Source organism: Desulfitobacterium sp., from assembly GCF_982384815.1.
This window is the reverse complement of record NZ_CEVWNY010000074.1, coordinates 1-14,669: the sequence shown is the minus strand read 5'-3', so window position 1 is coordinate 14,669 and position 14,669 is coordinate 1. Positions and strand designations below refer to the sequence as shown.

General features: G+C 42.2%; 13 protein-coding genes. 12 read left to right on the top strand and 1 reads right to left on the bottom strand.

Features of this window, described 5'->3' with window-relative positions; genetic code table 11:
* The 10 genes from purH to AC1U9U_RS11155 all read left to right on the top strand — a co-directional run.
* A partial coding sequence (gene purH, locus AC1U9U_RS11200; protein WP_479960649.1) for a bifunctional phosphoribosylaminoimidazolecarboxamide formyltransferase/IMP cyclohydrolase occupies positions 1-1,248 on the top strand: 1,248 nt, incomplete at its 5' end.
* A 224-nt stretch (positions 1,249-1,472) separates the two neighbouring features.
* Positions 1,473-2,732, top strand: coding sequence for a phosphoribosylamine--glycine ligase (gene purD / locus AC1U9U_RS11195; protein ID WP_479960648.1), 1,260 nt, complete (start codon positions 1,473-1,475; stop codon positions 2,730-2,732).
* An 80-nt stretch (positions 2,733-2,812) separates the two neighbouring features.
* Positions 2,813-3,367, top strand: a complete 555-nt coding sequence (locus AC1U9U_RS11190; RefSeq protein WP_479960647.1) for a manganese catalase family protein — start codon at positions 2,813-2,815, stop codon at positions 3,365-3,367.
* 151 nt (positions 3,368-3,518) lie between these two features.
* Positions 3,519-4,868, top strand: a complete 1,350-nt coding sequence (locus tag AC1U9U_RS11185) for an MFS transporter (RefSeq protein WP_479960646.1) — start codon at positions 3,519-3,521, stop codon at positions 4,866-4,868.
* A gap of 191 nt (positions 4,869-5,059) precedes the next feature.
* Positions 5,060-6,202: a dTDP-4-amino-4,6-dideoxygalactose transaminase gene (gene rffA, locus AC1U9U_RS11180; protein ID WP_479960645.1), complete on the top strand. Its 1,143-nt coding sequence runs from the start codon at positions 5,060-5,062 to the stop codon at positions 6,200-6,202.
* Positions 6,202-6,939, top strand: coding sequence for a glycosyltransferase family 2 protein (locus AC1U9U_RS11175; RefSeq protein ID WP_479960644.1), 738 nt, complete (start codon positions 6,202-6,204; stop codon positions 6,937-6,939). Before rffA ends, AC1U9U_RS11175 begins: the two co-directional genes overlap by 1 nt.
* Before the next feature lie 12 nt (positions 6,940-6,951).
* Entirely contained in the window at positions 6,952-8,205 is a 1,254-nt protein-coding gene (locus AC1U9U_RS11170; protein WP_479960643.1) for an ATP-grasp domain-containing protein, read from the top strand.
* Positions 8,205-9,170, top strand: coding sequence for an ABC transporter substrate-binding protein (locus tag AC1U9U_RS11165; RefSeq protein ID WP_479960642.1), 966 nt, complete (start codon positions 8,205-8,207; stop codon positions 9,168-9,170). Before AC1U9U_RS11170 ends, AC1U9U_RS11165 begins: the two co-directional genes overlap by 1 nt.
* A complete protein-coding gene (locus tag AC1U9U_RS11160) occupies positions 9,167-9,949 on the top strand; it encodes an ABC transporter permease (RefSeq protein ID WP_479960641.1) in 783 nt (260 codons plus the stop codon). The genes AC1U9U_RS11165 and AC1U9U_RS11160 overlap by 4 nt, the downstream gene beginning before the upstream one ends.
* On the top strand, positions 9,934-10,734 hold the full coding sequence (locus AC1U9U_RS11155; RefSeq protein WP_479960640.1) for an ABC transporter ATP-binding protein: 801 nt from the start codon (positions 9,934-9,936) through the stop codon (positions 10,732-10,734). The genes AC1U9U_RS11160 and AC1U9U_RS11155 overlap by 16 nt, the downstream gene beginning before the upstream one ends.
* 77 nt (positions 10,735-10,811) lie before the next feature.
* Here the strand turns inward: AC1U9U_RS11155 and AC1U9U_RS11150 are convergent, their stop codons facing one another.
* Positions 10,812-12,227, bottom strand: a complete 1,416-nt coding sequence (locus tag AC1U9U_RS11150; protein WP_479960639.1) for an ArnT family glycosyltransferase — start codon at positions 12,225-12,227, stop codon at positions 10,812-10,814.
* 369 nt (positions 12,228-12,596) lie between these two features.
* Here AC1U9U_RS11150 and AC1U9U_RS11145 point away from each other — a divergent pair, with 369 nt between their 5' ends.
* Together AC1U9U_RS11145 and AC1U9U_RS11140 are read left to right on the top strand one after the other, a co-directional pair.
* On the top strand, positions 12,597-13,631 hold the full coding sequence (locus AC1U9U_RS11145; protein ID WP_479960638.1) for a rhodanese-like domain-containing protein: 1,035 nt from the start codon (positions 12,597-12,599) through the stop codon (positions 13,629-13,631).
* An 80-nt stretch (positions 13,632-13,711) separates the two neighbouring features.
* The coding region (locus AC1U9U_RS11140) for a rhodanese-like domain-containing protein (protein ID WP_479960637.1) at positions 13,712-14,669 on the top strand (958 nt) is incomplete at its 3' end.

Below are 14,669 nucleotides of genomic sequence, written 5' to 3'. Positions count from 1 at the left end.
GCTATTGAAAACATTGACATCGGAGGTCCCTCCATGGTTCGTGCTGCAGCTAAGAACCAGGAACGAGTAAGCATTGTGGTTAATCCTGCTCGTTACGAGGAAGTTTTGCAAGCCTTGCGTGAACATAATCAAGTACCTTATGCAATGCGTAAACGCTTAGCTGCGGAGGCTTTCGCCCATACGGCCGAGTATGATCAATATATTGCTACTTATCTGGCCAACGAATTAGCCAAAGAGGCTAATGAAAGTCCCATTGAAAGTTCAACTGGAAGCTCAGCCGGAAGTTCCGTAGCGGAGCCTATTTTCCCGGGTTCCATAGCTATCTCCGCCCAAAAGGTTCAAGATCTTCGCTATGGAGAGAATCCTGCTCAGAAGGCAGCTTTTTACCGTCAGGTTGGGGCAGCCGGTACTTTAGCTGATGGAGTGCAGCTACAAGGGAAAGAACTTTCCTATAACAATTGGATGGACATGGATGCGGCATGGGGAATCGTTCAGGATTTCAGTGAGCCTGCTTGTGCGATTATTAAGCATACCAATCCTTGTGGAACGGCTTTAGGAAATACTCCTCTCGAAGCCTATGAAAGAGCTTTGGCCGCTGACCCGGTATCGGCTTTTGGGGGAATTATTGCCTTTAACCGAGGAGTCGAAGGGGGTTGCGCCAAGGCCCTTAAAGCTCATTTTTATGAGGTTATTGTGGCTCCTGAGTTCAGCGAGGAAGCTAAAGAGATTTTAAAGGAAAAGCAGAATTTGCGCTTGGTTGTGGTTAACCAAGGTAAGAAAGCGGAAACAATACCGTGGAAGGTTCGTTCCATTCAAGGTGGATTTTTACTTCAGGAAGAAGATGAGGGTACTACTCCTGTTTCCCAATGGGAGGTAGTCAGTGAGTGTAAGCCTACTCAAGAGGATTTGCGGGAACTTGATTTTGCCTGGCGGGTAGTCAAGCATGTTAAATCCAATGCTATAGTTCTTACCAAAGAGGGCCAAACCCTGGGGGTGGGTGCAGGGCAGATGAACAGAGTGGGTTCGGTAAAGATTGCTTTAGAACAGGCCAGTGAAAGAGCTCAAGGTGCTTATTTGGCTTCGGATGCCTTTTTCCCTTTCCCCGATTCTTTGGAAGAGGCTGCGCAAGCCGGAGTGCGGGCCGTGGTGCAACCGGGTGGATCAGTTAAGGACCAGGAAGTCATTGCGGCGGCCAATCGTTTGAATCTTATTATGTTATTTACTCATCGCCGTCACTTTAAGCACTAATCAAGCTTTAGATAAAAACTTATACTTTCCGATAAGCTAAAAAAGATCCTTCGCTTATGCTCAGGATGACCCCCGTCTTATGTCATACTGAACACAGTGAAGTATCTTGATCCGAAAATTATTTTCGATCTGCTCATGTAGCACGAAAGTCTGATAGTGAAATAAAACTAATATGCTAGGAAAGCGCACTAAATAGCTTCCTAAAATTATAAGGAAGGTGTTTTATGGGTAAGAAGGTTTTGGTGATAGGAAATGGGGGCAGGGAACATGCCCTTGCTTGGAAGATCGCCCAAAGTCCTGAAGTCGAGAGAATCTTTGTTGCTCCGGGGAATGCCGGAACCAAAGAATGGAATGTAGCCATTTCGGCCACAGATATTGCGGGCTTGCTGGAATTTGCCCAAAAGGAAAAAATTGATTTAACTGTGGTAGGACCTGAGGCTCCTTTAACCTTAGGGGTTGTTGATGCCTTTCAAAAAGAGGGCTTGCGTATTTTTGGCCCGACCCAAGCCGCGGCCCGCTTAGAAGGAAGTAAATCTTTTGCCAAGGAGATTATGGAAGAAGCGGGGGCTCCTACCGGGAAAAGTCAAGTATTCTCAGATCCGGAAAAGGCTAAAGAATATGTACAAGAGCTGGGTGCACCAATCGTTCTCAAGGCCGATGGTTTGGCCGCCGGAAAAGGGGTGATTGTGGCCGTGGACTTAGCCACCGCTTTAACGGCGGTTGATGAGTTAATGGATGGCTCCTTAGGTGAATCGGGGAAATTGCTGCTGGTTGAAGAATATCTGGAGGGACCGGAAGTTAGTCTGCTTTGCCTTTGTGACGGTGAAAATGCGGTGACCTTAGTACCGGTCCAAGATCATAAACGGGCTTTGGACGGGGATCAGGGGTTAAACACGGGAGGAATGGGCACTTATAGCCCACCTCCATTTTGGAATCAAAAACTAGAGGCCCAGGTTCTCAAGGAAATTATCCAACCCACCTTGCGGGTGATGAAAAATAAAGGTATGCCCTTTCAAGGAGTACTTTTTGCCGGACTGATTCTTACGCAGGCTGGCCCCAAGACCCTGGAGTTTAATGTTCGCTTTGGTGATCCGGAAACCCAAGCTATTATGCCGCTTCTGGAAGCGGATTTGTTTAAGGTTCTTTGGGCCTGCACGGAGGGACAGCTGGGAGATTTACAGTTAGAGTGGAAAAAGGAAACTTCGATTTGTATCGTGATGGCGGCACCAGGTTACCCGGCAGCCTATGAAAAGGGGATTACCCTAACTCTACCGTCAGCCCTTGCCCCTGGTGAGGTTATTTTCCATGCCGGAACTTCCCTTACTCCGGAGGGACAGATTCAAAGCAGCGGCGGCCGGGTTTTGGGAGTAACGGCCTTGGGAACAGACTTAAAAGAAGCACGCCAAAAGGGTTATGCCTTGGTGGAAAAAATAGATTTTCCCGGAGCCCATTATCGCAAAGATATCGGGCTAAAAGGACTTTGATAGCTTTTCTTGATGTGACCTTGCTTTGTCCTCTCTACATATACTGAAAAGACAGGATGATAGGCAAGGGAGGGAAAAGTGTGTATAGCTATCGTAAGCGGTTCTTTTACCCGATCCATGTGGAAAAACCCGATCCGGCTTTGGCCAAACTGCTTTTGGACCATTACGGTGGAAAGTATGGAGAACTGACTCAAGTAGTTCAATACTTAAATCATCAGGTTAATATAGACAGCCGCTATGTGCGTGAATTGTTCGGACTTATAACGGCGGAAGAACTAGCTCATTTGGAAACCTTATCGGCAATGATTATTAAGCTAGGCGGTGAGGTGAAACGCTTAACCGATCATAAAGAAACGCCTTGGTCACTTGCTTGTGTAAATCAATATTCTGAGCTGGAAAAGATCTTAAAGGCTAATATAGCCTTAGAAAAAAAGGCTCGTATAGAATATGAGAATCATGCTTCCCTGACCCAGGATCAAGGTGTAAAACGTCTCCTTAGCTTTCTAGCCCGCCGCGAGGCAATTCACCACAAACTTCTAATTCGTTGCCATAAGGCTTTAACTGAAGGCGGTACTAGCGAGCAATTTATGGAGATAATTTACGATTATAAAATGAGCCTGCAGGTCCTGGATTAAGTATATAATCAACTAATAATAAGCAGAATATGGATATTTAGGTAATAATAATGATGAAGCTTGCAATGCAGCTTCTTTATTTTTTTAGCAGAATTTGCTAAGATATCTTAAATATAACTTCAGGTATTTACTATTTGCATGGAGGCTTGAGATGAACATATCACAGCGCATTGAAAACTTACCGGTAAAAAGGTTCCACTATATTCTTTTGTTTTCCGCAGGTTTAGGGTGGATGTTTGATTCTATGGATACCGGGATTATTTCCTTCGTTTTACCGGTTTTGATGAAAACTTGGGGTCTGACTACTGAACAAGTGGGAAACATCGGCAGCATTGGTTTGCTTGGGATGGCTATAGGGGCGATTTTGGCGGGAAGTGTGGCGGATCGTGTTGGTAGAAAAAAGGTGTTTGCTTTTACTCTCGTTTTATATTCCTTAGCCACCGGTTTATGCGGAGTGGCCTGGAGTTATGGCTCCCTGATGTTTTTTCGCTTTCTCGTTGGCTTTGGTCTAGGAGGGCAACTGCCGGTGGCTGTGACCTTGGTAAGTGAATTTACCCCGGCTAAGCACCGGGGAAAGTTTCTGGTTCTCTTGGAGAGCTTCTGGGCCATCGGCTGGCTCCTGGCGGCCATCATTTCTTACCTCATTATTCCGAAATATGGGTGGCACATTGCCTTTTTCATTGGGGCAATTCCTGCCCTCTATGTTTTTTATCTCTGGAAGTACATACCTGAATCTCCGCGTTTCCTTGAAGAGAATGGTCGGATTCAGGAGGCGGAAGCAGTATATAGGATGGTGGCGGGAGAGGAAGACGGAAAATCCATAGAGAATTCCTCGGAAGACATACAGGGTAACTCGAACAAGGATGGACAGGCTTTCAAAACTAAAGCAGCCTCTAGAGCAACTGTCGCCGAGTTGTTTTCAAAGAAGTTATTGCGGAGAACGGTATTTCTCTGGCTCCTCTGGTTTGGAATTGTTTATTCATACTATGGGATTTTCACATGGTTGCCTTCGCTCCTGGCTATAAAGGGTTTTTCTCTCACCAAAAGCTTCAGCTATGTAATCGTGATGACATTAGCCCAGATTCCCGGCTATTTCAGTGCCGCCTTTTTTGTTGACAGAATCGGACGCAAGCCCACCTTGACAGCTTTTGTTCTTGGGACTGCAATCAGTGCGTATTTATTTGGTCAAGGGAACAGTCCTGCCATGATTCTTTTATTCGGCTCATTCATGTCGTTCTTCAATTTGGGGGCATGGGGGATTCTTTATACCTATACACCTGAGCTATACCCGACCCGAGCCCGGGGGACCGGTGCAGGCTGGGCGGCGGGGTTTGGTCGAATTGGCGGGATCTTGGCCCCTCTGGTAGTTGGACGTATGCTGGGGGCTCACCTGGCCACGGAGACAGTGTTCCTCATGTTTACCGGTGTGCTGATTTTGGTTGTTGTTAATGTGCTTGTTTTAGGAGTGGAGACGAAGGGGAGGCCCATGGACGAATGGTAATTAGGGTTATAAATTTTTATTATAGGTAAATAAAAAATTAATGTGCTATAATTAATTGTCGATATAGATCTAATCGTGGCAATAAATTCACCCTAATAAATTCACCCTAAAGTAACTTTTTACGAAAATAATTATCGGGGAATTAGTTAAATAATTCACTCTATAAAATTTGATATTTGAATTGAGGGACTATGAATATTCCAAGTTATAAACCCTATTGGTCAGGAAAGGAAAAAAGAAATATCCTTGATGCTCTCGAAAGAGGTCAAATAAGCGGAGACGGTTATTATACTGAGCAGGTTTCCGCTTTTATTGAGGAGTATTTTAGTGCTAAAAAAGCTTTGTTAACGACATCTGGCACCCATGCTCTGGAAATGGCAGTAATGCTTTTAGACCTGGAACCCGGAGACGAGGTTATAATGCCTTCCTTTACCTTTACTTCCACTGCAAATGCAGTTATTTTAGGTGGGGGAAAACCGGTTTTTGCTGAGATTCAGGCAGATACTTTGAATATCGACCCTGCTCAAATTGAAAATAGGATCACAAATAAGACTAAGGCGATTATACCGGTTCATTATGCCGGGGTAGCCTGTGATATGGATAGGATCATGGCTATTGCTTTAAAACATAATTTAAAGGTTATTGAAGATGCTGCCCAGGGAGTTAATGCGAAGTATCGAGAGCAGTATCTAGGGACAATCGCCGACTTTGGCTGTTATAGCTTTCATGGCACGAAGAATTATACCTCTGGTGAAGGTGGGGCCTTACTGATCAATCAGGAAAGCACCCAAATGATAGAAAAGGCGGAGATCATCAGGCAGAAGGGTACAAATCGCAGTCGATTTTTGCGTGGTGATGTGAATAAATATTGTTGGATTGATGCCGGATCAAGCTATTCTCCTTCCGACCTATTAATGGCTCTTTTGTTGGCCCAGCTCGAGGATATGCAGGAAATTACGGAAAAAAGGAAGGCTGTTTATACAGTTTATCGAAGTACGTTTGCCCCCTATGTGAAACGGGGAATGCTAAAAGTGATGGAGATTCCTCCGGAATGTGATCCGAATTATCATATATTTTGGGTTTTATTCCATACCCAAGAAGTCAGAGATTATGTGTTAACCGAATTAAACCGCAGAGGTGTGGCAGCATCTTTCCATTACTTGCCTCTTCATAGTTCTCCAATGGGTAAACAAATGGAGTATAAACCCGACGATTTGCCAATTACGGAGAGATCGGCAAAGTGCTTGCTCCGCTTGCCTCTTTATGCTGGAATGACGGAATCGGAGCTGCAATATGTTATCCAAAGTATTGAAGCGGTTATCGGAGTATTGTAATGGAAAAGATCAGTGTGGTTGTACCTGTCTATAATAGTCAGGGGACATTAGAAATACTCTGTCATCGCCTTCGAGGAATATTTAAAGAGCTAACCCTGGAATATGAAATTATCTTGGTAGATGATTCCAGCAAAGATAACAGTTTTAGTATAATGATGGATCTGCATAGTAAGGATCCAAGAGTTAAGGTTATTCAACTTAAAAGAAATTACGGTCAACAAAATGCTCTGATGTGCGGGTTACATTACGTAACCGGGGAATATGCGGTAATCATGGATGATGATCTGCAGAATCCTCCGGAAGAAATCCTTAAGCTCTGGAAAAAAATTCACGAAGGTTATGATGTAGTTTTTGGTTTGCCCTCCCAGGCAATTAAAAAAGCCCAAGGGTACCGCTATTGGGGTGGGAAATTGAGAGACCTGCTTTTCAACCTAATGATTAACAAACCTTATCAAATTAAAGTGAGCAGTTTTCGAATCTTTCATAGAGATTTAGTTGCAAAGATTATTCAGGATCGAACTTCCTTTGTATATATATCAGCAATAATTTTTAAGCATAAAGTCCAAGCGGCTAATATCGAAGTAGCACATCATAAAAGGGAAGTCGGTCATTCCAACTATAGCCTGTCAAAACTAGCAAGACTTTACCTTAAGATTCTGTTTAATTATGGTCCGGGATTTTCAAAGTTCGCCAGGACCTCCCGACCCCAATATGAGATAGCTAAAATTAAACTTTAGGAGGAAATATCCTTGGCTAGGCTATTGATACTAGGAGGAAGCAATGTTCAGCTCAACAGTGTGCTACGGGCTAAAGATAAAGGGCATACTGTAATAGTAGCAGACTATTTTGAGGACGCACCCGGCAAGAAATTTGCGAATTTCGGCGAATTAGCCAGTACCTTCGACGCTGAAGGGTGTCTAGCCGTTGCCAATAAATATAAAATTGACGGCATTTTGACCGTCGGGACAGATCAGCCTGTTTTGACTTGTGCTAAGGTAGCGGAAAAATTAGGGCTTCCATTTTATTTGGACGTCGAGCAGGCGAAAGCTGTAACTAACAAAAAGGTAATGAAAAAGGTTTTCCAAGAAAACAATATTCCGAGTGCGGAATTTAAATTGATCACAAATGATTTTCAGGAAGACGAACTAAGAAGCTTGAGATTTCCTTTAGTTATCAAGCCTTTTGATAGCCAGGGGCAACGTGGTGTTTATAAAGTAGAGTCTTTGGAGCAAATTCGGGATTTATTGCCCAACGTTTTGAGCTATTCCAGAGAAAATGAAATCCTTGTTGAAGAATTTTATGAAAGTGAGGAAATTACCCTAAGTGGCTGGGTTCGTGATGGAAGAACTTATATATTGACGGTTACTGATCGACGGACGATTGCCAACTCACCTCATATTGGCATTTGTATTGCTCATGATTTTCCCTCAAAATATATGTCAACCTACTATCATGAGATAAAAGAGCTCACGGAAAAAATAGTAGAGGCTTTTGGGATCAAAAACGGGCCTATCTACTTCCAAATGCTCATCGGTTCGGAAGGGATTAAGGTCAATGAGATAGCCTGCAGGATCGGAGGAGCTTATGAGGATCAATTACTGCCGGTGATCACCGGGGTAGATATTCTTGAGATGATGATTAATTATGCTACCGGTCAAGAAGTTAATTATGACTCTCTGGAAAAATATGACTTAAATATGAATACAAACCATGCAACTGTTCAGATGATCTTCACTAAATCAGGGACGATAGGCATGATGACTTCCATGGAGGAAATCATGACTTTGCCGGGGGTAATCGGAGGCGAGTTCAATTATAAAGTGGGTAGCACTGTTCAGGAACTTCAAAACGCTACACAGCGAGTAGGCTATATGATATTTCATGGCGATTCCGCCGAAAGTTTAAGAAATACGATGGAATCGGCTGTTGCAAGAATAGAGATTAGAGATACAAAGGGAGAAAATATGCTCATTGATTTTGCTCAATTTTGGAGGCAAATGTGATGAAGAGGAAGATCGCCATAACTGTTCTTGTAGTGACACTTTTTTGCTTAACCTTAGTTGGTTGCAATACTACTGGAGAAGTTCCGAAAAATAAGCCTCAAGTAAAAATCGCAGAGCAATATGGCCTGCCTTATGCTCCTTTGCAGATTATGAAAGAGAAAAAACTGATTGAAAAGAATCTGCCTGGGATCGAGGTAAGCTGGCGGCAGCTTGGCAATACGACAGCCATTCGTGAGGCAATGCTGGCAGGGGAATTGGATGTTGGTTTTATGGCCATTCCACCTTTTCTAATTGGTTGGGATAAAGGTATGGAATGGAAGATTGCTTGCGGGCTTTCCTCAAGTCCGGTTGGGCTCGTAGTCAATAAAGATAGCATCCAATCAATCCAGGATTTTACCATTGAAGATAGAATAGCTTTACCACAGCCGGGTAGTATTCAACACATTTTATTGTCAATGGCTTGTGACAAGATATGGGGTGATCCTAAGAAATTGGACAATCAATTGGTTACTCTTGATCACCCTGATGGAATGAATGCTCTATTAGCACGGAGTGAGGTCAGTGCACATTTTACTACCCCGCCTTATTTATTTAAAGAATTAGATGAACCGGGAATTCACCAAATTCTCGATGGCAAAGAGGCGATGGGGGAAGATTTTACTTTCATAGTTGGTGTTACAACTGGAAACTTTTATAAGGATCAGCCTGAAGTCTATGAGGCTTTTCTGGACTCATTGGAAGAAGCCCTGAACTTTATGAAGGACAATCCAACGGAAACGGTAACTATTCTAGCGAAAGCTTATCAAATGGATCAAGAAGAATTATCTAACTATCTAGAACGTTCGGATACGACATATAGTCTTGAAGTTCAGGGAGTTATGAAATTTGCCGACTTCATGCAGAAAAATGGCTATATCAATAGTAAATTGGCTAATCTAGAGGAAGTATTATGGGATAGAAAATGACAAGTAAGAATTCACGGAATAAACTAAAGACGCGGGTATTTTGGATAGTGGTGATCCTTGCGGTCTGGGAGATTACCGCCCAAAGTGGCACTTTTCCCAAGGCTATTTTTCCTTCTTTGCTGGTTATTGCCAAAACTTTAGGAAAGTCGATTGTTAGTGGAGAGATCATTTTGCAGACAGGTTTTTCCCTGGCTTTAATCCTGCAGGGGCTGATGATCGGCCTGTTGGCGGCGATTCTGTTAAGCTCCTTGGCTGTTAGCAATAAGGTGATTCATGGTCTTGTGGATACTCTTACCGCTATTGCCCACCCTTTGCCGGGTATTGCTCTCTTACCTCTAATCATTATTTGGTTTGGTACAGGAACGGTTTCGATTATCGTTATTATTGTGCATTCGGTGGTTTGGCCCATGATCTTAAATATTATGACTGGATTTAGAGCTATATCGCCTATTTACAAAGAAGCAGGACTTAACTTAGGGTTGAATCCTTTTCAGATAATTAAGGATATCATGATCCCGGCTTCCTTACCCTATGTGCTATCAGGATTACGAATCGGTTGGGCTAGGTCGTGGCGGGCTTTGATCAGTGCAGAAATGATCTTTGGTGCTGTAGGCTTAAACGGTGGCTTGGGATGGTATATTTTTAAACAAAGAGTGTTTATGGATACACCTGGGATCTTTGCCGGGTTATTCGTGATTGTCTTGATTGGGATTGTTGTTGAGGACTTTTTCTTTGCTGCCATAGAAGAAAGGACCATTAAAAAATGGGGAATGATCTAAAAAGTATGGGAGATAACTTTATCGACAGAGAAGTAGCGATTTGCCTTAGGTCGGTCAGCAAATATTATCAAAGAACAGAAGAAACCCTAAAAGTACTGGATAATATCGACCTTGATATTCATCAAGGAGAGATATTATCAATTGTAGGTCCTTCCGGCTGTGGTAAGACCACACTTTTAAGGCAAATTGCCGGGTTTGACCACCCCCATTCAGGTAGTGTACTCATGGATGGTCAAGAGATTATGAAGCCTGAAGTGAAACGGATGATGATTTTTCAGGATTTTAACCAACTTTTCCCCTGGAAGACCGTGATTCAAAATATTTTATATCCCTTACAAGTAAATCGCGTAGGGAATAGTGACACTGCTAACCGTGAGATAGCTCTTAAATATCTCAAATTAGTGGAATTGAGTGGATTTGAAGACAGTTATCCTCATCAGCTTTCCGGAGGAATGAAGCAGAAAGCTGCCATGGCCAGGGCTTTGGCGCTCAAACCCAAAGTTTTATTAATGGATGAACCTTTTGGAAGTTTAGATGCGTTGACACGATTATCACTCCAGAATCTGCTCTTAAAAGTTTGGCAGGAAACAGGAGTAACTATAGTTTTGGTCACTCATGATATTCAAGAAGCGGTCATTCTCTCTGATCGTATAGCAGTAATGGGTAAGAGGGGGAGTGGGGGAATAAAAGAAATAATCCCCTGCGGGCTGGAGAGACCAAGAACTGTTGGGACAGAGGGGTATTCGAAAATATATGATCATGTGTATTCACTACTGGACATATAGGCAAGCTCAGGGGAGTTTCGACTCCATGTAAATAAGTAAGTAAGCCAGAGAGGGGAAGCTCTGGCTTACTTATTTATTTACTTATTTACTCTATATATTTTAACCTTCCAATCCTTCTGGTTAACATATCTGGTGATCCGCATCCCGTAGGTGGGTTCCGTAAACTCATAAACTAATTGGCATTTCGTCTCAAGGAATCTTTGCATGTCACCATAATACAAGGAAATGTCGCCATAGACATTGTTCCATTCCGGTCTATAGGCATAAATAAAGTCCATTTCATCGGGATAAATAATATAATCAACGTTATGGCCTTCGATATATTGCTCGAATGTCAAATTGTTTTCCTTGAGGTAGGCTAGATTTCTGTAATCATAGAGCTTGCCGTTATCGAAGTACATTTCGGCATTGAGATTAGCCAGGACAATGTCCTCCTTGTCTACGGCCTTCCCGATCTCTTGGAGATAGTTTTCGTAGGAGTTATTAAGATAAGGAAGAATATTTGAGATGGTATTAATCGTTATTATGAGAAGAAGTAGTATTGCTAAATAATTCCTTATATTTTTACTGATATAGCTCAGTATATAGGCCACAAGGACATAGAAAAAAGGGATGATAAAGATAATGCTGGGTTGGCTGAAGCGGCCAATAATTATAATACCTATATTAATAGCAATAATAGCCAGGATGACACTTATGATAGTTTCCTTTAAGGTTTTTTGTTTTTCTTTAAGCAAAAAGAAAAAAGAGGCAATGAGGGCTATCGCAAAAAGATAAAATTCGAGCTTGATGTTAGGGGTATAATAAGTACCGCTAATTCCATAGTAAAGCTTCAAATAGAAATTCTTCACTACTAAGAACTTGGTAAGAAGTGTGTTCGTAACTCCAAACTGACTCCCGTAGTGGGTGTAATTACTAATAAAGTTGTCATCAAAATAAAAACTCAGCCCGATAAAACCAAGGGCCAAACAGCCGACCGTGGCAACATAGGTAAACAGTCCGGAGAATTTAAGCTTTTTTGTAAACAGAATATGGAATAGATAAAGAAAAACAATGGGTAGACATATGACAAAGCTATTGGGATGAAAACCAATGCTAAGTCCGATAATGATTCCCAGAAAAAGATGGTGGGCAATTTTCATAGTTAAAAGATGTGATAAAAAGTAGTTCAAGGAAAATATTAAAACAAAGAGCAAAATAATTTCTTGCCGGGCAAAATGGGAGGCATAAATAAATTGAATATCTAAAGACAAGAACATTGTTGCCCAAAAAGCTAAGTTTTTGGAATTAAAAATGCGATTACAGAGTTTGTAAAACCAAAATAAGGCGAGCAAGCCAAATAAAAAAGATAAGAAACGGATTGTAAATACTTCGTACCCCAATAACTGTATAAAAAGGATCTGTAACGTATGGAAGAGACTCTTAATGGCATGAGGATTGCGGGGATAAAGATCAAAAAACGTTTCCGTCACAGCATAATTTTTTGTCTCCATAATATTTCTTGATAGACCACTTAACCAGGTTTCATCCGAGTGAACGAAAGGGAAGCGGGTAAGGATGATGAGATTACAAATTATATAAAAGAAGGCTAAGAGAAAATAGATATATTTTGATCTCATGAAGTTTCCAAGCATTTGCATTTCTACACCGCCATATAGGTTATTCCTCTATATCATAACCATTTTAAGGATCTCATTTCAATTATTGTATCATATTTCACGAGGTCGAAAGGTAGTGAGGATATCAAATTATGTGATAGGGTATATAGTAATGTCTTATAACACAGAATCGGATTATTCCTTTATAATAAGTTTGTATAAAATTTAACAAACAGTTTAAAAAATGAGGAGGTTGATTTTTACGTGAAAAGGATTAGGTTATCTCTTTCTATTCTTCTGGCTTTAGCCGTTGCCCTAACGGGATGTGCACCTTCCAGTGCACCGGCGACCACTCTCCCTGCTACCTCAACTACCCAGACCCCTGATGCAACTCCGGCACCCGAAGTAAATGTTGTTAAAGAGGCTGCAGAAGCTTACTTTGCCAAAATGCCGGCAGATGTTTACAAAATCCCTGAAAAAGACTTTATAGCTAAAGTCAAAGCCGGTGAAGACATGTTTATCATGGACGTTCGACAAGTCAAGGATTATGAAGCAGGTCATATTAAGGGTGCGGTCAACGTTCCCTGGGGAGAAGCTATTGCTAAGAACCTGGCCAATTTACCTAAAGACAAACCCATCATGGTCTATTGCGTTACTGGTCAAACAGCCGGTCAAACAGTTGCTCTCTTGAATGTGGCCGGCTTTGACGCTAAATCGGTGAATCTGGGCTGGAATCTCGGTATATCTAAGGTCGAAGGTGTTGCCGATGTGACTGAAACCACTGCTAATGCTATTCCGGAAGCCAAAACCGAAATCAAGCCGGAAATTCAAACCGCTATTACCGAATATTTCTCCAAAATGGCTGAACTTAAAGGTACAACCTATGCTAACTATAAAATCAGTGAAGATGATGCCAAAAAAGCCTTAGACGCTAAAGACCCCAGCGTTATGTTCTTATCTGTGAGAAAAGCTGAGGACTTTGACAAAGGCCATATCGAAGGTGCTATCAATCTACCTTTCGCAAAGGGAATGCAAGCTTACTTTGATATGCTGCTTCCTAAGGACAAAAAAGTAGTTGTCTACTGTTACACAGGTCAAACGGCTGGACAAACCGTTGCCATTCTCAGATTACTCGGTTATGATGCAGTATCTTTGAATTCCGGTATGGGTATGCCTTCTACAGGCGGAGCCGGATGGGCCAATAAAGGATTCCCGGTGGTTGGGACATCAGAAAATGCTCCTTCACCTCAAGGCACTTCCGGTAGTCAGCCTCAACCTGCTGCTGGAGATCATTCTTAAGTAGTGATAATTTTCAAGCGGATAGACAGTTAATACATCAAGTTTTCGTAAACCAATAATATTTTTAGGGGGTTAAATTTATGAAAAAGTTAGGACTGTTATCAGTTGAAGTCCTCCTGGTTCTTTCCCTAGTACTTACAGGATGTTCCTCTTCCCCGTCCAGTGCACCGGCTACGACCCAACCGACTGAAACTACCCAGACACCTGATGCAACTCCGGCACCTGAAGTAAATGTTGTTAAAGAGGCTGCAGAAGCTTACTTTGCCAATATGCCGGCAGATGTTTACAAAATCCCGGAAAAAGACTTTATAGCTAAAGTCAAAGCCAATGAAGATATGTTTATTGTGGATGTTAGACAGGCCAAGGATTATGACGCTGGTCATATCAAGGGTGCAGTGAACATTCCTTGGGGAGAAGCAATCGCCGAGAACCTTGCTAAATTACCGAAAGATAAAACAATCATGGTCTATTGTTATACCGGTCAAACAGCCGGTCAAACAGTTGCTCTCTTGAATGTAGCCGGCTTTAACGCTAAATCCGTTAATCTGGGCTGGAATCTCGGTATATCTAAAGCCGAAGGTGTTGCCGATGTGACTGAAACCACTACAAATGCAATTCCGGAAGCCAAAACCGAAATCAAGCCGGAAATTCAAACCGCCATTACCGAATATTTCTCCAAAATGGCTGAACTTAAAGGCACAACCTATGCTAACTATAAAATCAGTGAAGACGATGCCAAAAAAGCCTTAGATGCTAAAGACCCCAGCGTTATGTTCTTATCTGTGAGAAAAGCTGAGGATTTCGCCAAAGGTCATATCGAAGGTGCTATCAATATCCCCTTTGCAAAGGGAATGCAGACTTCTTTTGATCAGCTTCCAAAAGATAAAAAAATAATCACCTACTGCTATACCGGCCAAACGGCTGGACAAACCGTTGCCATTCTCAGATTACTCGGTTATGATGCAGTATCTTTGAATTCCGGTATGGGTATGCCTTCTACAGGCGGAGCCGGATGGGCCAATAAAGGATTCCCGGTGG